The organism is Paraburkholderia sp. BGA-UO-ETr-F21 (genome assembly GCF_059567925.1).
Genome location: NZ_JCAQOY010000037.1, coordinates 48,246 through 68,688, shown reverse-complemented (window position 1 = coordinate 68,688; position 20,443 = coordinate 48,246). Strand labels below are relative to the sequence as shown.

Below are 20,443 nucleotides of genomic sequence, written 5' to 3'. Positions count from 1 at the left end.
ACGGCTATGTAGTCAGTGCTTCGCCTCGGCAATCGGTTAGGGCGCGTCACGGTCCGTTCGTTTGGTCGTGACATCGTTCGCGGCGTTGAATCAACGGCCGGAATACAGAGACCGGACGCCGTTGGTCGCCAGTGCGCCACTGGCCGACGAACCGCTGCTTACACCGCCAAAGCCGCTCGCGGACTTTTCCTCCGGAGCCACACGTGCAGTGGCGGCCTCGATTTGCGCCGGATAGAACGCCTGATCGCCTTGGCCGGCACGGTATCCAGCCTTCTGGAGTTGTACCAGCTCATGGCGAACCTGCGCACGGCTGATCTGATCATTCGACTGAGCGAACGATGCTGCGGGGATGGCAAAGGCGGCGGCGACTGCAACAGCTTTGATGAGCGATTTCATGATTTCTTCCCAAGGTTGTCGTTGACTAAAGTGGCGAAGTAACTGTGCTTGCAGCAGCGAGACAGAAGCAAAGCTGCTGCAGTGGTGTCACTTTAAGCAAACGAAACCGAGCGAAGAAGGCGTCTTGTGATCCTATGAGTGAGGGTCACAGGCAGGCGTAAGTCTGATGAAGGCCGCAGCACCCACGCTCGCTTTGTCGAGCATCAATCGCGGCGCGAACCTGGGCGTGGAGACAATGTTCTCCGGCTGCGTCGGTGCAGCGATGACGGGCCTGCTGCCCGGCCTGCCTTGGATCGCGCTCAGTCGCACTTAGCGACCGCAAAGCGTGCGCAGGGACACCGCGCGTAGACGGCGCTCAATTGCGAAACGACCGCCGTTGTGTCGACGCGCATTTCGTGTGACGCCGCTGCACTTCGACTGCACCGCCTTCCAGACCTTCGCGACACTTCAGGCCGGCTTGCAAGGAAACAGGTTTTAGGCCGGGCAAGAACAAAGCGCGACCACACGCACATTGCGATAAGTGGCCGTTCAGTAACGCAAAGCAGACATCGGAAGAGCTGTGAGCAACTGCCGGCGAATGGCTCCTAATGGCCGACCACGGTCCCATGCCAATTGCATAGACTGCTTGCCAAGGTCGGCTCGCGTCGGACCGCAGGCGACCCATTGCGGTCGCTCGTAGAGCAGTGACTCTAACGTCTGCTCCCGATGGCTCATCCGACATTCGCCTAGGTCCGACCGACCTCCACCTCGGCGTTTCATTTTTGCTCCGAAAGATGTTCCGGTATGGCGTTTCGCTATAGCCGACATGGCTGCGAGGCATCGATGGAAACTGGGCATTCGACAGTCGTCGCTCAAAATGGCTCCATGACCGCCAAGGGGTGACGGTGACAAAGGCGGTGAAGCCAATATGTAAAGCCTCATGCTGAAGTGTGACGACTGCTCCATCGCTTGTCCGGATAGATCTTTTCGATTGAACCCATGCAGTCGATCGTCGATCGTCGATCGCAGCGCGAAAGCCGTCTGGCGCCGACTGCATCCGACGTCCCCAGATGCGGCAACAAGGGCGGACGTAACTTCAGTGGCAAGCGGCCCACCCAGAAAAGCTAGCACTGCCGCAACATGAGAGTCCTTGATCAACACACAGAATGCCGGACTGCTCATTCAGCGCTGTGCGTGCAACCTGCCAACATTGCCGGCAATAGATCACCCGCATGTCGGTGAAGAAAGCGCCTGCTTCTGCGGCCTTGGTGGAATTGAGGTCACGCGAAAGGCTCAGCTTTCGAAAGGTGCCGCAAGGAGCAGGTCGCAAACGTTGGGAATTTGGAGACCAGGCACAAGGCTACGTCCAACGTCGGCAAGACCTGTTCCGATGGCAGTGTGTGGTTTAAGTCTCGCAACCTCGGCTAGCGCCTCCGTGAACGCCCTCTTGAAGCCCAACCGCGGGTAGAGCGCGAGCGTGTCGTCGATCAGCTGCGACGAGATCTCATCCATCCTGAGCCCCAGGACGTCGACGTGAGCGCCGAAGTGGACGAGCGCGACTTCCGGTTCCCTGCGATCGGCGATTTCGGCGGACGAGTGAAGGGCGATGGCATCCCAGACGATGTCCACCTTCGTCTTCGGATAGTCGTGCACATGCAGAAATCTTCTCGCGGCGTCGGCACCATCCACTTCAAAACGCTTATCCGCAATGTAATCCTCCGACAAACCCAGGTCGTGAAGCAGCGACGCAAGATAAACCAGCTCGCGGTCATACTTCATCTGCCGCTTTTTACCAATGAACTCAGCAAACCACCATGTCCGGTGGACATGATTGAGGAACGGCTTCGAATGGGCTTGCTCGACGAGAGCGGCCGCTGCGCGGACGAGCTCCGAGTCCGGCGCAGCTATGCCTCCGATGATGACAGGGGGGTTCATATATTCTCCTCAAAAGTCTGAGTCGAAAAAATAGTTCACCCTGTCTTTCGCGGCAACGACAAACAGCCCTCGTCCAGGGACATTCGTTCGCTCCGACGGAGAAGGCATCTCTGGCGGTTTTCGGGTCAAGACTTCGGCTGACCGAAGCGGCTGCGATAGTCCTGCGGAGACACGCCATAAACCTTTGCGAATGCCCGGCGCATCCGTTCGTCATCTCCAAAACCGGTCCGACGCGCGATGACTTGAATAGGATCGCGCGCGGATTCGAGCAGGCGTCTGGCCGCTTCTATGCGGATCTTCTCGACGGCCCGCGCAGGGCTTTCCCCGGTTTCGCGAAGATAGACACGAGCGAAGTTGCGTGGGCTCATTCGCGCTGCGTCCGCGAGTGCAGGAATCGACAAGTCCGCTTCGAGATGGGTTCGAATCCAATCGTGAAGGTCGTCGAACCGACCGCGCGCGTCGCGCATCTGCTGACGCAGTTCTATGCTGAACTGCGATTGACCGCCGGGTCGCTTGAGAAAAAGAACCATGCCGCGCGCCACATTGAGCGCCGCCAGGTGGTCCAGATCGTCCTCGATCATTGCCAGCGCCATGTCAATCCCAGCGGAGACGCCGGCCGATGTCCAGATATGACCGGAGGTGACAAAGATCGCGTCTGGCTTGACGTTGATGGTCGGGTGCTGGTCCTCGAGCCGGCTGCACGCAGCCCAATGTGTCGTCGCATCGCGGCGATCCAGAACGCCCAACTGGGCGAGGACGAACGCGCCCGTGCAGACGGAGCCGAGCCGACGAGGCCGGTCGAGATAACTCACGAGCCTCGCCCGAAGCGATGCAGTCGCGGCAGCGGGCATGATCAGGTCGGCGCCGGCAACGAGCAGCGTGTCGACGGAGTCGATCACCGCGTCGTCGAGCCGTACGGTTTCCAGCTTGACGCCAGTATCGGTGGAGACCGGCCCCCCCGCCTCGGAGGCAAGAACGACGTGATAGGCGGGGCGACCATCTTCAAAGCAGGCGTCGCTGAATGCTTGCAGTGGACCGGATATGTCCATCAGCTTGGCACCCTCATAAGCGACGATGACAACCTTGCGAGGTACTTGTCCGTCCGATGTGTCGATCTGAGCCATTTGCCTGAGGCGTCGAGGTGTGGCGAGTTTCAGTTTCCCGGATCGCCGATCCAGCCAGCCACCTTCGAGGCCCGCCGGCACGCACGACGACAAGACCGCCGGGAGAACTTGGCTTGGCGTCGCGTCCTGGCGACAGGCTATCGGCATTGGCGTGCGGCGGCAATGACAATTCCCCCTCGTTTTCTGCCGCCGCTGTGATAGGCCGGCCTGACTGGGCGGCTTGAGGAAGGATGGTTCGACGTGGGCTCACGCAATTCGCACCGTGCCTGCGGGACGGCCCGCACGCTACCAATCGGCAGAAAACGAGGTGTGGATGTCAATCGCGGAACGGTTCGTGAGCCTATACTCGGCTGACCATTTTTGACGTCAGTCAGCCAGGACATTCTCGTGATCTCAGATATCAAGGTACCGGACAGCAGGATTGTCCGCGAGGCTGAGGCGCTTGCGCGCTCGGTCTCGAACGAGGCGCTGTTCAACCACGTGATGCGATGCTACTGGTTTGGTGAGCTGTTCGCGCAACAAGAAGGAACGAAGGTGGATAGTGAGCTGATGTTCCTGTCAGCCGTGCTGCACGATCTGGGACTTACCGATCATGCCCCCGGTCCTCACCGCTTCGAAATTGAAGGTGCGAGTGCAGCGCGGATGTTCCTTGTTGAACAAGGCGTATCGAAGGATCGTGCACAGAATGTTTGGGACAACATCGCGCTGCATACGTGGGATATGAATCATTTCAGGGGGGACACCAGCCGCCTTATGCAGTTGGGCCTGGCGTATGACGTCTCTGGCGTGGCCGGCGCGCAGCTCGACCCAGCAGACGTCGCCGAAGTGCTACGACGATATCCCCGCCGGAACTTCAAGCGCGCTTTCAACGAAATGCTCAATCACGAAGTCGACTGCAAGCAGCCGTACCCGCACTGGTTTCACATTTGCTCCCGCGTTGCACACAACCGATCGCCGCTCACAATCGTGGATGCACCGGTCGTGCTGGACTGGGCGCCGTTTGACGAATGAGCGGTGCTTCGAGCATCCATGTTGCTGGCAGAAATCGAGGGCTGAACGTCATTTGTGCCGCGGTTCGACAAACCTATACTCGGTAGCGATAGCAGTACCCGAACGCCGCCTTCGTTTAAGCGCAAAGACCGTACAACGTGGAGCAAGCCAAATGACCAAATACACCGAATTCGAATTCAGGACGCAACCATGGTTTGACCCGGCATGGTTTGATCGAACCGCCTTCCAGGGATTCAATCAGTTCATCCCGATGAAGACCATCGTGATCCACTGCTTTGATCCGCGGGCATCCGAGATACCGCAGGCTGTCGCCGACTATTTCGGCGACGAGGTCTACCCGGGCGAAAACATTCTCGACGAAGCCGGCAACCGGATCGGCAACACGCGGACGCTGTTCGCAGTGTCGAACGCGGGTGGCCGTGCCTTTTCGGCTCTTCAATCGGTCGCGACGATGGACTATCTTTTCAAAGTACAAAACGTCGTGGTGGTGCATCACTCGTTCTGCGGCGCGACGGCTTTTACGCCGGAGACTCTTGTCGACGAGTTCCATGATCACCACCACGCAGATATCTCAACATTGTTCGATCAGGATAGCCTCGCCATTTCACATTTCGAGGAGTCGATCAAACACGATGTCAAACTGCTTCGTGCCAGCCCGGCTGTCCCAAAGGAGGTCAAGCTCTACGGCTTCTTCTATGAGATGAATTCTGGCGAGTTGACGGAGGTGGTGCGGGACGTCCCCGCATAGTGGCGTCGCTGCTGGGCGAAGTTTGGCAACAGGCCGCAGCGATCAAGGTATAAACGGACACATGGAACGACGCGCTCGTTCGCCTCAATATGTGCATATGCACACAGCGAGGCAGGCAGAAAATCTGCCGTGTCGTACGGCTTAACGCAGTATCACTCAACCTACGCAAATGGAGCATCATCATGCAGCAACGCAAGTACCTCATTACCGGCGCCACGGGCAAGACCGGCGTCTATACCGTCAACAACCTGCTCGAAGCCGGGCACGCGGTGCGCGCCATGGTACGCATAGAAGACGCGCGCAGCGCTGCGCTGCGCGCCGCCGGCGCCGAAGTAGTAGTAGGCGATTTGCTCAATCACGACGATCTGATTCGCGTCACCTCGGGCGTCACGGGTGCGTATCTCTGCTATCCGGTGCGCCCGGGTTTCATCCAGGGCACCGCCTATTTCGCCGATGCCGCGCGCCGCGCCGGCCTGGAAGTCGTGGTGGAGATGTCGCAGATATCCGCGCGCGAAAACGCGAAGAGCCATGCCGCGCGCGATCACTGGATCGCGGAGCGCTTACTGGAGTGGTCGGGCGTGCCCACTATTCATATCCGCCCGACATTCTTCTCCGAATGGCTGATCTTCCCGTGGGTGCTCGACACCATCGTCAAGGCTGGACAGATCGCACTCCCGTACGGCGAAGGGCGCCATGCACCGATCGCAGCGGAAGACCAGGCCCGTTTTATCGCTACCGTGCTCACGCAGCCGCAGGAGCACGTCGGCAAGGCGTATGAGTTGTGCGGTCCCGTCGAAATGGATCACAGCGACATCGCGAACGAAATAAGCAAGGTCATCGACAGGAGGATCGTCTATCGCCCAACAACGCTCGACGAATACCGCGCGCATTTGCAGAAGTACGATCTTCCCGAGTTCGCGATCCAGCACTTCATTGAAGTCGCCGTCGATTATCAGAACGGTGTGTTCAAAGGTTCCGACCACGTGATCGCACAGGTTACCGGGAAGGCACCACAGACGGTTGGGGAGTTCGTTCGCGCCAGGCGCTCGCTTTTCCGGCCGTGATTCGTTACGCCATACTTACCAAGGAGATTGAAATGAAGATCGAGAACTCCATTGTATTTGTGACCGGCGCCAGCCGCGGACTGGGCCTTGCATTCGCACGCGAGGCACTTGCCCGCGGCGCGGCGAAGGTGTACGCGGGCGTACGCAATCCGGCGGCTTTCAGCGAGCCCGGCTTCGTTCCCATCGCTCTCGACGTGACGGACCTCGCTTCGGTCGAGGCGGCCGCGAAAGCCGCGCCAGATGTCACCATACTCATCAATAACGCAGGAATCGCGGAAATCACCGGGTCGCCACTTGCCGGCAGTGCGGAAGATCACGCTCGCCGCATCTTCGAGACGAACTACTACGGCGTCGTGCGAGTGACTCGCGCTTTCGAGCCCCGGCTTCCCGGCGACGGCAGCGGCGCTATCGTTAACGTGCTTTCCGACGTCACCTGGCGTACTGTGCCGACTCTTGCGCCGTATGCGGCGTCGAAAGCTGCGGCGTGGAGCTTCACCAACAACGTGCGAGCCCTTCTGAAGGAAAGGAACATCCGCGTGCTGGGCTTGCACGTCGGCTTCGTGGATACGGATCTCACGAAGGATTTCGACGTTCCAAAGGCGAATCCCGTCGATGTCGTCCGGCAGACGTGCGACGCGCTCGAAGCGGGCGAGAGCGAAGTGCTGGCGGATGCCGGTGCCCGGGCGCTGAAAGCGACGCTTTCTCTCGCAGTCCCGGGCTACATCGATCCCGACATCCTCGAAGGAAATTGAGGGGGAAGAAGCGCCCCGTTTTCGCGGGGTGGCGCGTAATACGGCGCTCGCTGGACAAGGCGTGATCGACCAACCCGCCTTTCTGACTCGAACGTCAGGAATACAGGTAGAAGTCGTCGTTCGGGCGGCTCGTACACAATTCGGGCGAACGGCCGTAGATGGCCGGTCACGGTCCGATGCTGATTGGATAGGTTGCTCGCCAGAGATCGACTCGCGGCGGACCGTCACCGACCCGTTTCCGCCGTTCGAGCCGGAAATGCTCCGACGGCCGCTTCCAAGGCAAAGCAGTCGCACGCTTTCTTAAACTCACCCTGCTTTAAATCGTCTTCTGATAGCGCGAAACGTGGCCGCACGCTCGATAGCGCCGACGATGCGACAATTGTTGCGCTTTCGGCCCGGCGTGAGTAGGCGCAGCCCGAGCCGGCGACGCAATCGAAGCAGTTTGGCCAACGAAGCGAACATCGGGCCACCTCACGCCCTGGCCGAGGACCTACTAAGGTGACAATGAACGACGACCCGCAGAAAAACTGCCGGCGGGATGAAACGATCGGGGGCGTACGGCGACCGAATACTGCTTACTTGCGACAGCGCAGCGCGGTGTTTTCCCTACGAGCCTGCTTTCTTTACACTGGCAAACGTTCTCTCGCCTCAACCTGCCGTGAGTCGTGAGAGTCGGAAGCAACATCCTCGGACTCCGCTTCCTCGCGCTCCTGATCGAGCATGGCGCGCGCCTGATTTGTGAGCTTCTGTAGAACGCCCGGCAACATCTCACGCTCCGCACGCGTGAGACACGAAAGTAGCTGCGCGTTTCGTTCTTCGGCGATTGGAAAAACCTGCGACACTAGCGCCTTGCCCTGCGCAGTCAGTGTAATCACCACGCCGCGGCCATCAGTGACGTCTGCTTCTCGGGCGAGCAGCCCCCGCTCTTCGAGGCCGCGGACCGTGCGGCTCGCGAGGCCCCGATCGAACTGCGCATGCTCGGCAAGCCGGTTCATCGACATACCGCGCTTGCCATGCAGAAGCGCCATGCAGCGCCATTCGTTCATTGTCAGACCGAAGCGGCGTTCGTATGCGCTCGACGAACCCTTGGTGTAAATGTTGGTCAACTGACGTAACTGAAACGAGACCAGGTCGCGTAAATCGCCCAGTGCGGGCGCGCCTTCCTGATTCGGGGCAACGCGCTCGTCCGCTGAATTCTTACCCTTTCGCACCGTCATTCCCATGTTTTTCCTCCAGCGATCAGGGGCACTCGATTCTGCCCAATGTACATGACAACGTCACGTATATTAGCAGAATCGGCGGTTACTTCCCAAATCCGCCGGGTCACCGCCTTCTGGCACACTCCTCAAAGCTTCGCGGCTTGAGAAGCTTTCGTAGGGAGTCCGGAACCGCTGGCCAGCACTGTGCTCTCCTCCTTTTTTATCAACGGATTGAGAATGAAATCCGCGCAGCGCTCGCCGATCATGATGGCCGTCGCATTGGTGTTGCCACTCACGAGAGCGGGCATCACGGAGGCATCGGCGACACGCAGATTGTTCATGCCGTGCACGCGCAGTTGCGAATCGACCACGGCCAACACATCGACGCCCATCCGGCAGCTTCCGGACGGATGAAACACCGTCTTCGATACCGTGCGGATATGCTCCTCGATTTGCGCATCGCTGATGTCCTCCTGCGCGCTCGGCATTAACTCTTCGGAAATCAATTCGCGCAGCGCGGGCGCACGCATAATCTTGCGGCTGATCTTCACGCCGCGGATCATTGTCTCCATGTCGTACGGATCGCTGTAGAAGCGGGGATCAAGCAACGCGGGCGCGAGAGGGTCCTTTGATGCGAGCCGCACTGTGCCGCGCGACTTCGGGCGCACTACACACGGGCCGATGGTGATGCCGTGTCCCTCGAGCGGCTTGCGATCGACATCGCCGACGAGCGTGGGGGTCGTGTGAATCTGGATGTCGGGACGTCCATCGTTAGCCGTGTCGATGAATGCGCCGCTTTCAATCACGTTCGAACTCAAAAGACCCGAGCGAGTGAACGCGTACTGCAGTCCATGCATCAGGGCACGCAGTCCCCTATCATGCCCGAGCACGCTATGCGGATGCCGCGCGCGCCCATAGATTGGCGCAGTCAGATGATCCTGGAAGTTCTCGCCGACGCCTGGCAGATCATGGGTCAGAGGGATGTCGAGTTCGCGCAGATGCCCGGCCGGCCCGATACCGGACAGCATCAGAAGCTTCGGGCTCGCCGCGCCGCCTGCGCAGACGATTACTTCCCCGCGACACGCAACACGCTCCTCCTCCCCATTCGAATGACGCACTAGCACGCCGGTCGCGCGTCGCCCGTCGCACATCACTTTGAGCACGTCGGCCCCGGTGACGACCCGCAAGCGCGGATCCTGCTTGACGAGCTTAAGATACGTCGCCGCGCTACTGCCCCGGCGCCCGTCAAAAGTGGTCGTCTGAAACAGACCCGCGCCCTCCTGGCGTTCGCCGTTGAAGTCATCGGTGAACGGCACGCCTGCTTGCGCCGCAGCCTCGACGAACGCACGTGAGAACGGATGCACGTGGCGCGCATCGCTGACCTTCAACGGCCCGGATGTGCCATGCAACGGACCGCCGAATCGCGCATTGCCTTCGCTCTTCACGAAATACGGTAACACGTCACGCCAGGCCCACCCGCGCGCGCCGAACGCTTCCCAGTCGTCAAAGTCCTGATGCTGGCCGCGGATGTAGATCATCGCGTTCACCGAACTGCCGCCGCCGAGCGTGCGCCCCTGCGGGATATACATCTCGCGGTTGTTGGCACCCGCTTGTCGCAGCGTTTTGTACATCCACATGCGACGCGTGCCGTGCACCTTAAAGAAGGTCGCGGGAATGTGGATGAACGGATGATTATCCGGGGGTCCCGATTCGATCAGTGCGACGCGCTTGCCAGCCTGCACGAGTCTTGCGGTGATCGTGCATCCGGCCGAACCGCCGCCCACGATGACATAGTCGAATGCTTCCATAACGTGCCTGCCTCCTATAAACGGTTCAAGCGGTGCGGCGCAACAGCAATTTTTCCGAGCGAATGCGAAGCGCGAGCAGAACGGCGATCAGGGCGCTCGCACCGATGATGAGCAATCCAAGGCCGTAGCTGCCGGTATGCTGCTTCACATAGCCCATCAGATACGGCGCACCGAATCCCGCGAGACTGCCGATGGTGTTGATCATCGCTATACCGGCCGCCGCCGCCGTGCCCTTCAGGAACATTGGCGGTAACGACCAGAATGGTGGTAGCGCCGCGAAGGTCCCGCACACGGCAAGGGTGAGGCCAATCATCTTGGCCGTCACCGTGTCGACTTCGGCGGCCATGCCGAAGCCGACCACCGCTACCAGTAAGGGGAAGATCAGATGCATCTTGCGCTCGCCAGCGCGGTCAGACTTGCGGCCCCAGACGATCATCAAGATGGCGCCCGCCAGGAACGGCAGCGCAGTGATCAGGCCGGTCTGCATCTTCGTGAAGCCGAACTCGGACACGATAAGCGGCAGGAAGAACACGCAGCCGTAGCTGCACGCGATCAGCGCGACGTTAATGAGGCTGAGGAGCCATACACGCGGATGGGTGAACGCCGCCATGATATCGCCGCGGCCGTGCGAGTTGACGTGTTCCACGTCGCTCGACAGCCGGGTGATAAGCCATTCGCGTTCCGGGTCTTCCAACCACTTTGCCTTGGCGGGCGAATCCGTCAGGAAAAAGAAGCAGAAGAACGAGAAGAGCACCGGCGGCGCGGCTTCGATAAGGAACACCCACTGCCAACCCGCGAGCCCGGCGATGCCGTCCATGTACAGGATCGACGCGGAGAGCGGCGCGCCGATCACGATCGACAGGGGAATCGCCACGAGAAAATAGCCGAACGCGCGCGCCCGATACGTCGACGGAAACCAGAACGAGATGTAGAAGATCAGCCCGGGAAAGAGCCCTGCTTCTGCGACGCCGAGCAGGATGCGCAGCACGAAGAGCGATTTTGCGCCGACGGCGAAAGCCATCGCGCCGGAGAGCAGGCCCCACGTGAGCATGATGCGCGAGATCCACAGGCGCGCGCCGAGCTTCGAGAGGAAGATGTTCGACGGAATCTCGCAGATGACGTAGCCGAGAAAGAATATGCCAGCGGCAAATCCGTAGTCGGTCGGCGAAAGGCCGAGCGCGCGATTCATCGCGATGGCGGCAACCGCAAGATTGCTGCGGTCGATATACGCAATCAGGTAGCAAAAGATCAGGACAGGCATCAGGCGATACATAACCCTTCTCATGACTTGCTGTTCGAGGTCCATTGCTTGTCTCCAGTTTATGGTTTTGCGTATCGGCGTGCGCGGCGACCGCTGGGCGCGCCGACTGTGTGTCAGATGTCGAGTTGCGATACGTACTTGAGATTCAGATACGCGTCGATGGCTTCTGCACCACCTTCGGTGCCATAACCGCTGTCCTTCACGCCGCCGAACGGCACTTCTGGAAATGCAATTGCGATCTGGTTGATGGTGATCATCCCCGTCTCGACTTCAGTTGCGATGCGATGTGCCTGCTTCGCCGAGCGGGTGTAGGCGAATGCGCACAGACCGTAGGGCAAGCGGTTGGCTTCGGCGATCATCGCGTCGAGGGAGTCGAAAGCGTTGACCACGGCGATCGGGCCGAACGGCTCTTCCTGCATGATCCGCGCGCTGTGCGGCACGTTCGCGAGGAGGGTCGGCTCGAAGAAATAACCGCATTGGCCAATGCGCTTGCCGCCCGTGCGCAGTTCGCCGCCGTTCGAAAGCGCGTCGTCGACCAGGCCCTGCAGCGCGCGCAAGCGGCGCTCATTGGCGAGCGGACCCATCGTCACGCCTTCGGTCAGACCATCGCCTACCCGCACCTTCGACATCGCCGCGATCAACTTGTCGACGAACGGCTCGAATACCGCGCGCTCCACAAGGAAGCGCGTTGGTGATGTGCACACCTGGCCTGCGTTGCGCAGCTTGAACGCCCCGAGTTGCGCAGCGGCAGTGTCGACGTCAGCGTCATCACAGATGAGTACGGGGCCGTGACCACCAAGTTCCATCGTCGCCTTCTTCATGTGCCGGCCCGCCAGTTCCGCGAGATGCTTGCCGACTGGCGTCGACCCGGTGAACGATATCTTGCGGATCACGGGATGCGGCACGAGGTATTCGGAAATCTCGGCGGGCACGCCGTACACCAGATTGACGACGCCGCGCGGCACGCCCGCGTCGGCGAATGCCCGAATCAGCGCGGCGGGCGCGGCGGGCGTTTCTTCTGGGGCTTTCACTATAATGGAGCAGCCCGCCGCCAGCGCGGCCGACAGCTTGCGCACGACCTGATTGATCGGGAAGTTCCAGGGCGAGAATGCGGCAACCGGACCGACCGGCTCCTTCATCACGAGCTGATATGAGCCGGGAATGCGCGACGGAATCATGCGTCCATAAGCGCGGCGTCCTTCGTCCGCGAACCAGTCGATGAGATCGGCCGCCGACAGCGCCTCGCCTTTCGCTTCGGCGAGCGGCTTACCTTGTTCCAGTGTCATCATCCGTGCAATCGAATCGGCGCGCTCGCGCAGCAGGTTGGCTGCACGACGCATGATATTTGCGCGCTCGTAGGCACTCGTGCGCTTCCATACGTCAAAGCCCGCCTGCGCCGCGGCGACGGCCGCATCGAGGTCGGCGATTTCGGCGTGCGCCACGTGGCCGATGACTTCTTCCGTCGCCGGATTCACAACGCCGATGGTGCGCGCGGACGCGCCCGATCTCCATTCGCCGTCGATAAAGAGCTGGACATCTTCGTACATGGTTTGCGTCTCCTGGTTCAATATGCGGGGTGTCATCAGTGGTCGACAGGCGCGACAGCGAACACCGCGCTCGCGGTTGCCACTACTTCATTGATTTCGTTGCGGACTTCGGCCTCGCAAAACGCCAGCGTGCGGCCGCAGCGACGCAAGTGCGCGTGCGCGGTAATGCGCCCGGATGCCGGTTTCAGGTAATTCACCGTGAGACTTGCGGTGCCAAGATTCTCGACGCGGCCGCTGGTACGTGCGGCAAGTCCCATTGACGTGTCGAGCAGCGCGGCGAGAAAGCCGCCGTGAGCGTTGCCGTGTCGGTTGGCGTGGCGCGGTTCCACGTCGCAGGCGAGGATCGTCCAGCCGTCGCCATAGTCGACGAGCTCGAAGCCCTGCTCAATGCAGAAACTCGATTCGATCCTGAGCGGCCGTGCCACCTGCGTATTCATGCCACCCTCGTCTGCGTCGATGCACGCGCGAGCATGGGGTTCAGGCCAGTCCGCGCGACGCGGCTCGCGAGTGTACGGCCGAGCGTGGATTCGCAGACAAGCGATGCGTCCATCATCGCGGCAAGATCGATGCCGGTCGCCACCCCCATCGTCTCGAGCACGTTCACGAAGTCCTCGGTGCACACGTTGCCAGTCACGCCGCCGCCGTACTTCACCTTTGCCGGATGTCCGCCCACGCCGCCGAACGCGACATCGAAGTCACGCACGCCCGCTTCGAGCGCGGCAAGATAATTGACGATGCCGGTGCCGCGGGTGTCGTGGAAATGCGCGATGGCCTCGACATCGGGAAACGCTCGCAGCATCGCGCCGAACAGGCGCTGCGTACCAGCCTGCGTGGCGACTCCGATGGTGTCGCCGAGCGTGACATGGCGCACGCCGAGCGAAGCGAAGCGTTCGACATCGGCGAGCACGCTCGCTTCATCGATCACGCCTTCGAACGGGCAGCCGAACGCTACGGAAATGGTGCCGATCAGCCGAAAGCGGCCTTGCGCCGCGGCGGCCATCGCCTCGATTCGCTTCCATTGGTCCGCGCGCGATTGCTTCAGATTGCGCAGCGAATGCGCTTCGCTGGCTGAGACGAGCAGACTGATTTCGTTCGCTCCATTTCCCGCTTTCAGGTCCTCGAGCGCGCGTTCGACCGCGCGCAGGTTCGCGCATGTGGCCTTGTAGTACACGCCGTCGATGCGCGGCAGTGCCCTGAGCACGTCGCTCGCATCCGCGAACTGCGGCACGACTTGCGGATTGGAATATGACGTGGCTTCCACTCGTGCGAAACCTGCCCGTGCGAAGCGGTCGATCAGCGCGACTTTTTGCGCCGTCGGGATGAAATCGGTTTCGTGCTGGAGCCCGTCGCGGGCGAAGCATTCACAAAGGGTCAGGTCTGACATGGTTCGTTCGGTTCCGTCGAAATGTGTTGACTGTTGGGACCATAAAACCATCTATATGATTCATTGTCAACTACATTCAGATGAGGCAGGACGCTCAACCGGTTCGCCAGTCGATGCCAAAAAACGACGCAGGTTCTTTGACAGAAAAGGGTTACAGCGGAATACCAGCGCACTTAAGCGCATTCACATTTTCGCCATACAACGGGTTAACACTGATCGAAACGCAAACATTTGCTTGCCGAAATCACGCATTTTTATTTGACTTTATCACGCATCGGTCCTAATCTTTGTTCAAGCGCCGCCCATGCGGCATTCCCAGTCCAAGCTCCGAACCGACGACCCATGACCTCAACTGACTGCCTCCTCATCGAAGACCGAGCCGCCGTGCGCGTGCTGACGATGAACCGACCCGAGAAGCGCAACGCGCTCAACAACGAACTCACGCGCGCGCTCCTCGACGCGCTGCAAGCGGCCGACCGCGACCCTTCGGTGAGGGCCATCGTGCTGGCAGGCGCGGGCAAGGCTTTCTGTGCGGGCGCCGACACCAAAGAGTTCGGCGGCTTCGTTAATGCGGGCGATTCCAGCGGCGCCGCGCAAGCCGCGCTTGACCGCGCTCATCTGACCACCAATCTTCACCGAGTTTTCTCGCAGATCGGCAAGCCGGTGATAGGCGCAGTGCACGGCTATGCAATGGGCGGCGGAGCAGGGCTGGCGCTTGCATGCGACATGCTGGTGGCGGGTGAAAGCCTGATGCTCGGCTACCCTGAGCTGAAACACGGCATTGTGGCGGCGATCGTGATGGCGAATCTCGTGCGCCAGGTCGGGCGCAAGACCGCGTTTGAACTCGTTTCGCTAGGCGAGGCAGTCGACGCATCACGCGCACTGTCTCTCGGTCTCGCGAACTGTGTCGTTGCCGATGAAACGCTGGTTGAGACCGCCGTCGGCATCGCCGGGCGTCTTGCCGCGTGCGACGCGCCCGCGATGGCCGCAACCAAGCGGCTGTTCCATCGCGTGGCGGATCTCCCTTTGCAACAGGCGCTGGATGCATCGCTAGACACGAACATGATGATGCGCAGCTTCCGTCAAGACCGGGCAAACGACAAATGAACTCCACGCTGATCAAACCCCTGTCCAACGTCACCGTGATCGAGCTCGCGCGTGTGCTTGCGTGCCCGTTCGCGGACATGATCCTCGCCGAGCTGGGGGCGACCGTGATCAAGATCGAGCAACCCGGCACGGGCGACGAGACACGCACTTTCGAGCCCCAGGTGGGCGACGAATCCGCGTACTACTTCGCGTGCAATCGCGGAAAACAGTCGGTCACGGCCAATCTCAAGACCGACGCCGGGCGGCGTATCGTGCGCGAGTTGGCCGCAGGCGCGGACGTCCTCATCGAAAATTTTCCGGTGGGCACGCTGGAGCGCTACGGCCTGGATCACACCCCGCTGCGCGCGCAGAACGATCGGCTCATCTATGTGTCATGCACGGGCTTCGGGCAGACCGGCCCGTATGCGAGGCGCAAGGGCTACGACACCGTCTTCCAGGCGATGGGCGGCCTGATGAGTCTGACGGGCGAGCGCGGCGGCGGACCGGTGAAGCCGGGCTTGCCGATCGCCGACCTGACCTCGGGCTTGTGGATCGCCATCGGGCTGCTGTCGGCGTTGAACGGCCGCGCGCTGACCGGCAAGGGTTGTCACATCGATTTCTCGATGCTCGACGGTCAGGTGAGCCTGCTCACGCTCGCGGCGGGCCGATATTTCGCGCTCGGCGAAGTGCCCCCACGACTCGGCACCGAGCATCCGGGGCGTGTCCCGTCCGCCACCTTTGCGTGCAGTGATGGTGCGTTCGTGCACATCACCTGCAGCGACCAGCACTGGGCGCCGCTCTGCAAAGTGCTGAAGCTCGCTACGCTCGCCGCCGATCCGCAACTCGCGACCAACGCAGGGCGCGTTGAGCATCGCGAGCGCGTGATGAGCGCGCTCACCGAGGCCATATCCGGCTGGACGCGCGCCGGGTTGTGCGAAGCCTGCGACGCCGTGGGTGTACCGGCCGGTCCGATCAACGACGTAGCCGAAGTGCTCGCCGATCCGCACGTGAAGGCGCGCGGCATGGTGAGTGAGTTCGCGCATCCGACCATAGGCACGTTCGGCGCGCTGCCGCTGCCATTCAAGTTCGATGGTTTCGCCGACCCGCAAGTCGTGCGTCCGCCGCTGCTTGGCGAGCACACGGAGCAGGTTCTGCGCGAGCGGCTCGGCTATGACGCTGCGCACGTCGCCGCGCTGCGCCGTGACGGCGCAATCTGATGCACGGCAAACAAATACTGGAAAGGAACATCATGACAGTCATCGAAACACTGATCGTCGAGCGCCATGAAGGCGTGGCCGAGATCGTCCTGAACCGACCCGAGCAGCGCAACGCGCTCAACGCGGCGATGTGCGACGAGTTGCGTGCCGCCGCCGTCGCACTGCGCGCCGACGATGCGATTCATTGTGTGATCGTGCGCGCGAACGGCCCGGTTTTCTGCGCGGGCGCCGATCTGAAAGAACGCAAGGGCATGACGATCGACGACGTGCGCGCGCGGCGCCTCAAAGCGTTCGCCGCCTACGACGCCGTCGAGAAGATCGGCAAGCCGTGTATCGCGCTGGTCGAGGGCGCGGCGGTCGGCTCGGGTGGGGAGATCGCGATGGCGTGCGATTTCATCATCGCCACGGACAATGCAAGCTTTCGCACACCTGAGGCGTTGTGGGGCACGGTCGGCGCGACGCAGCGCCTGCCGCGGATCGTCGGCAAGCGGCTTGCGAAGGATATGGCCTACACCGGCCGCACACTGTCCGTAAAGGAAGCGCAACAGGCGGGGCTCGTGTCGCGCATCGTGCCCGCCAGCGAAGCGGTGAGCATCGTGCGCGAGATGGCGCGCGACGTCGCGGCGGCGCCGGCGCTCGCTATGCGACTTACGCGCGATTGCATCGATCGCGGTGTCGAAACCGATCCGGCGGGCGCCCTCGCAATCGAGATGCTCGCGATCGACACGTTGCTGCAAGACTCGGACTGGAACCAGTCGATTTCGACATTCGGCCAGAGCAACGATAGCGCCGAACAGGACAAGGAAACCCGCCATGCATGACACCTACGCTAACTATGCCGAACGCTTCGGCCTCACCGGGCAGGTGACTCTGCCCTCGACCCTCGCCGCGCGCGCGGCGACCACGCCGGACGCGGAAGCACTTGTCATCGACGGTGTCCGGATCGACTACCGCACTCTGTACGAGCGCGTGCAAAGCGCCGCCGCACGCATGATCGCGGCAGGCGTCGAACACGGCGAGCATGTCGGCATCCTGATGGGCAATTCCGTCGACTGGGTTGTCCTGTTCTATGCGGCGGCTTCCATCGGCGCGGTCACGGTTCCCGTCAACACCCGCTTCAAGCTCGACGAGCTGAACTATTGTCTGAAGCAAGGCGACGTGCGCGTACTGTTCTATGTCGACACGTTCCTGAGTATCGATTACACGCAGTTACTGCGCGCCGTCGAGCCCGCGTTCGATGTAACGCTGCCTGGTGAAGTGCTGCCGCTTCTACGTCGCGCGGTGCTCGTCGGTGAGACGGAGCGTGCGATTCCCGCAGGCGTCGAACGTTTCGACGCCCTGCCCGACACGCCCGAAGACCGCGTCGAAGCTGCTGCGCGCGCGCAGCGTGTCACGCCCGAAGACATACTGCTGATCCAGTACACCTCGGGCACGACCTCGTTTCCGAAGGGCGTCCTGCTGCGCCACCGCAACATGCTGCTGAACGCGGCGGCGTCAGCGCAGCGCATCGGCGTGCGGGCGGACGACCGTTATTTCAGCGTGCGGCCGTTCTTTCATGTCGCGGGCACGACCATGTCGCTGCTCGTCGCGCTCGTGACCGGCGCGTGCCTGCTGTCGGTGCCGTCATTCGACGTCGCTACCGTGCTCACCATTCTCGACGAGGAGCGCTGCACTCTCACATCCGGAAACGACACGATCTTCCTGATGATGATGAGCCATCCTGACTTCAGGCGCGAGCGGATCCACTTGCGTGGTGGCTGGGCCGCGGCGGGTCCGGAGATCATGCAGAAGATTCACGATGTGATGGGCGTGAAGTACATGGTCGGCGCATACGGCCAATCGGAGGCGTCGCCGAACGTGGTGCTTAACGACTGGCGAGATCCGCTCGAGATGCGCGTCGCGGGCTGGGCCGCGCCGCATCCGGGCATCGAGATCCGCACGGTATCGCCGGAAACGGGCGAAGTACAGCCCACAAACGCGCCCGGTGAAATCCAGGTGCGCGGCTGGAGCGTGATGAAGGGGTACTACAACAAACCACTGGAAACGGCAAAAGCGTTCAGCGACGACGGCTGGCTCCGCACGGGCGACCTCGGCGTGATCGATGCCGATGGCCGCCTGCGCATGCTCGGACGCCTGAAGGACGTGTTCCGTGTCGGCGGCGAGAATGTCGCGCCCGCCGAAGTCGAGGAGACGCTGTTTTCACATCCCGCGGTACAACTCGCGCAAGTGGTCGGCGTGCCGGATGCGCGGCTCGGCGAAGTCGCGGCGGCGTTCGTCGTCCTGCGCCCGGGAACCAAGGCGACGAGCGAGGAACTTGTCGCGTGGTGCAAGAGCCGCTGCGCCAACTTCAAGGTGCCACGTTATCTGCAGATCGTCCATTCGTTTGACGACATCGGCATGACCGGAAGCTCGAAGGTCCAGAAAAATAAACTGCGCGAGTATGCCATCCGCGAATTCGGGCTTGCTTAAGCATCACAGGGAATAGCCTTTCATCGAAGTGCGGACGCTTAATACTCTCACGCAGCATTGCACTGCGTGAGACGCGTTCACCAGGAGGAGACATGACGACGTACGTATCGGACGCCGTTGGGGATGTGTGCCCCGACGCTACCGTCACTGAATCGACTTACCGCACCATCAGCCGCCGCATTCTGCCGCTGATCTTCTTGTGCTACATCATCAACTACATCGACCGGGTGAACATCGGCATCGCGCAGATCCAGTTCAAGACAGACCTGCATTTCAGCGATCTCGTCTATGGCATCGGCGCGGGACTGTTCTTTGTCGGCTTTCTGGTGTTTGAAGTGCCGAGCAACCTCCTGCTCGCGAAACTCGGCGCGCGCAAGACACTGCTGCGCATCATGGTGACGTGGGGCGCAGTATCAAGCGCGACGATGTTCGTGCGCACACCCACTGAGTTCTACATTGCGCGCATGCTGCTGGGCGTGGCCGAAGCGGGCTTCTTCCCCGGAATCATCCTTTATCTCAGCTTCTGGTTTCCGGCCGAGCGTCGCGCACGGGTGACCGCGCTGTCGTTCATATCCATTCCGGTCGCGACGATGATTGGCGCGCCGCTGTCCGGCTGGATCATGCACAGCTTTCACATGGCCCACGGCCTCGCTGGCTGGCAGTGGATGTTCCTGCTAGAAGGCCTCCCCGCGATTGTGCTTGGCATCGTCGTCTATTTCCGGCTAGAAGACCGGCCTGAAGATGCAGCGTGGCTAACGGTTGCCGAAAAAGCGAACCTCGTCGCCCTTCTCGCGGCCGAGCGCCGCGAGCGTGCCGGGCACGGACAGGGTCACGGCGGCATGCTCTCCGCGTTGGGTGACTGGCGCGTATATATCGCGGGGCTGGTGTCGTTCTGCGCGTATGTGCTCGCGAGCACCATCGCCTTCTTCGCGCCGATGGTCATACAGGCCAGTGGCGTCCAAGATTCGCTCTTCGTCGGCCTGTTCGCCGCGATTCCCGCCATCGCCGGCATTGTCGCGATGATCCTTGTGAGCCGCCATTCGGACCAAGTACGCGAGCGGCGTTGGCATGCGGCTGTCCCCCTGATGCTCGCCGCGTTCAGCCTGATCGCACTGCCCTTCGTGCGCGGCGACCTCACCCTCTCAGTCGCACTGCTCGCAGTGGCGACGGCGGGCCATCTGTCGAGCCTGTCGGTGTTCTGGACAATCCCGTCGAGCTATCTCTCTTCCAGCAGTGCGGCGGCGGGCATCGCGCTCGTGAGCAGCATCGGCTCGCTCGGCGGTCTCGTAGGGCCAAGCATGATCGGCTACATCAAGTCCGTGTCCAGCAGTCTGACGCTCGGGATTCAGATCGCGGGTAGCGTGGTTCTCGTGGGCGGCATTGTGCTGCTGATCGGGATTCCGGCTCGACTGCTTGCGAACGGCAAGGTGTAGTGATCGTGCCCCAACCACTTTTGAACCACG

18 protein-coding genes and 1 pseudogene are annotated in these 20,443 nt (G+C 61.4%); 10 read left to right on the top strand and 9 right to left on the bottom strand.

Going from position 1 to position 20,443, the window contains the following annotated elements:
- Positions 1 to 90: 90 nt before the first annotated feature.
- The gene (locus AC57B1_RS23955) at positions 91 to 396 is read right to left on the bottom strand and encodes a DUF4148 domain-containing protein (RefSeq protein WP_408352003.1); all 306 of its coding nucleotides are present in this window, start codon (positions 394 to 396) and stop codon (positions 91 to 93) included.
- A 163-nt stretch (positions 397 to 559) separates the two neighbouring features.
- Between AC57B1_RS23955 and AC57B1_RS23950 the strand changes: the two are divergent.
- A pseudogene (locus tag AC57B1_RS23950) lies at positions 560 to 706 on the top strand (5'/3'-nucleotidase SurE); the annotation flags it as partial.
- Between the two features lie 962 nt (positions 707 to 1,668).
- On the opposite strand, the gene AC57B1_RS23945 reads toward AC57B1_RS23950, so the two are convergent.
- Complete coding sequence (locus tag AC57B1_RS23945) at positions 1,669 to 2,310, bottom strand: HD domain-containing protein (protein ID WP_496418901.1); 642 nt, start codon at positions 2,308 to 2,310, stop codon at positions 1,669 to 1,671.
- A 125-nt stretch (positions 2,311 to 2,435) separates the two neighbouring features.
- Positions 2,436 to 3,434, bottom strand: coding sequence for a GlxA family transcriptional regulator (locus tag AC57B1_RS23940; RefSeq protein WP_408354404.1), 999 nt, complete (start codon positions 3,432 to 3,434; stop codon positions 2,436 to 2,438).
- Positions 3,435 to 3,821: 387 nt separating this feature from the next.
- On the opposite strand from AC57B1_RS23940, the gene AC57B1_RS23935 reads away from it, so the two are divergent.
- The 4 genes from AC57B1_RS23935 (at position 3,822) to AC57B1_RS23920 (ending at position 7,009) form a co-directional block, all read left to right on the top strand.
- A complete protein-coding gene (locus AC57B1_RS23935; protein ID WP_288830392.1) occupies positions 3,822 to 4,445 on the top strand; it encodes an HD domain-containing protein in 624 nt (207 codons plus the stop codon).
- 151 nt (positions 4,446 to 4,596) lie between these two features.
- On the top strand, positions 4,597 to 5,193 hold the full coding sequence (locus AC57B1_RS23930) for a carbonic anhydrase (protein ID WP_496418900.1): 597 nt from the start codon (positions 4,597 to 4,599) through the stop codon (positions 5,191 to 5,193).
- Positions 5,194 to 5,375: 182 nt separating this feature from the next.
- Positions 5,376 to 6,257 carry a Rossmann-fold NAD(P)-binding domain-containing protein gene (locus AC57B1_RS23925; protein ID WP_496418899.1) on the top strand — a complete coding sequence of 294 codons (882 nt, stop codon included), beginning with the start codon at positions 5,376 to 5,378 and terminating at the stop codon, positions 6,255 to 6,257.
- A gap of 32 nt (positions 6,258 to 6,289) precedes the next feature.
- Positions 6,290 to 7,009: an SDR family oxidoreductase gene (locus AC57B1_RS23920; protein ID WP_204520823.1), complete on the top strand. Its 720-nt coding sequence runs from the start codon at positions 6,290 to 6,292 to the stop codon at positions 7,007 to 7,009.
- A gap of 623 nt (positions 7,010 to 7,632) precedes the next feature.
- Here the strand turns inward: AC57B1_RS23920 and AC57B1_RS23915 are convergent.
- The 6 genes from AC57B1_RS23915 to AC57B1_RS23890 all read right to left on the bottom strand — a co-directional run bounded on the left by AC57B1_RS23915 (position 7,633) and on the right by AC57B1_RS23890 (position 14,208).
- Positions 7,633 to 8,232, bottom strand: coding sequence for a MarR family winged helix-turn-helix transcriptional regulator (locus tag AC57B1_RS23915; protein ID WP_496418898.1), 600 nt, complete (start codon positions 8,230 to 8,232; stop codon positions 7,633 to 7,635).
- A gap of 122 nt (positions 8,233 to 8,354) precedes the next feature.
- A complete protein-coding gene (locus AC57B1_RS23910) occupies positions 8,355 to 10,016 on the bottom strand; it encodes a GMC family oxidoreductase (protein ID WP_496418897.1) in 1,662 nt (553 codons plus the stop codon).
- Positions 10,017 to 10,041: 25 nt separating this feature from the next.
- Positions 10,042 to 11,322, bottom strand: a complete 1,281-nt coding sequence (locus AC57B1_RS23905; protein WP_496418896.1) for an MFS transporter — start codon at positions 11,320 to 11,322, stop codon at positions 10,042 to 10,044.
- A gap of 68 nt (positions 11,323 to 11,390) precedes the next feature.
- A complete protein-coding gene (locus AC57B1_RS23900) occupies positions 11,391 to 12,824 on the bottom strand; it encodes an NAD-dependent succinate-semialdehyde dehydrogenase (RefSeq protein WP_496418895.1) in 1,434 nt (477 codons plus the stop codon).
- A 35-nt stretch (positions 12,825 to 12,859) separates the two neighbouring features.
- Positions 12,860 to 13,261 carry a PaaI family thioesterase gene (locus AC57B1_RS23895; RefSeq protein ID WP_496418894.1) on the bottom strand — a complete coding sequence of 134 codons (402 nt, stop codon included), beginning with the start codon at positions 13,259 to 13,261 and terminating at the stop codon, positions 12,860 to 12,862.
- The gene (locus AC57B1_RS23890; RefSeq protein ID WP_496418893.1) at positions 13,258 to 14,208 is read right to left on the bottom strand and encodes a hydroxymethylglutaryl-CoA lyase; all 951 of its coding nucleotides are present in this window, start codon (positions 14,206 to 14,208) and stop codon (positions 13,258 to 13,260) included. Before AC57B1_RS23890 ends, AC57B1_RS23895 begins: the two co-directional genes overlap by 4 nt.
- A 231-nt stretch (positions 14,209 to 14,439) precedes the next feature.
- Here AC57B1_RS23890 and AC57B1_RS23885 point away from each other — a divergent pair, with 231 nt between their 5' ends.
- The 5 genes from AC57B1_RS23885 (at position 14,440) to AC57B1_RS23865 (ending at position 20,413) form a co-directional block, all read left to right on the top strand.
- Entirely contained in the window at positions 14,440 to 15,315 is an 876-nt protein-coding gene (locus tag AC57B1_RS23885) for an enoyl-CoA hydratase/isomerase family protein (RefSeq protein WP_496418892.1), read from the top strand.
- On the top strand, positions 15,312 to 16,511 hold the full coding sequence (locus AC57B1_RS23880) for a CaiB/BaiF CoA transferase family protein (protein ID WP_496418891.1): 1,200 nt from the start codon (positions 15,312 to 15,314) through the stop codon (positions 16,509 to 16,511). The genes AC57B1_RS23885 and AC57B1_RS23880 overlap by 4 nt, the downstream gene beginning before the upstream one ends.
- A gap of 32 nt (positions 16,512 to 16,543) precedes the next feature.
- Positions 16,544 to 17,332, top strand: a complete 789-nt coding sequence (locus AC57B1_RS23875; protein ID WP_496418890.1) for an enoyl-CoA hydratase/isomerase family protein — start codon at positions 16,544 to 16,546, stop codon at positions 17,330 to 17,332.
- Positions 17,325 to 18,980 (top strand): AMP-binding protein, encoded by a 1,656-nt coding sequence (locus AC57B1_RS23870; protein ID WP_496418889.1) that lies wholly within the window; start codon positions 17,325 to 17,327, stop codon positions 18,978 to 18,980. Before AC57B1_RS23875 ends, AC57B1_RS23870 begins: the two co-directional genes overlap by 8 nt.
- Before the next feature lie 92 nt (positions 18,981 to 19,072).
- Positions 19,073 to 20,413, top strand: coding sequence for an MFS transporter (locus AC57B1_RS23865; protein WP_496418888.1), 1,341 nt, complete (start codon positions 19,073 to 19,075; stop codon positions 20,411 to 20,413).
- Positions 20,414 to 20,443: the final 30 nt, after the last annotated feature.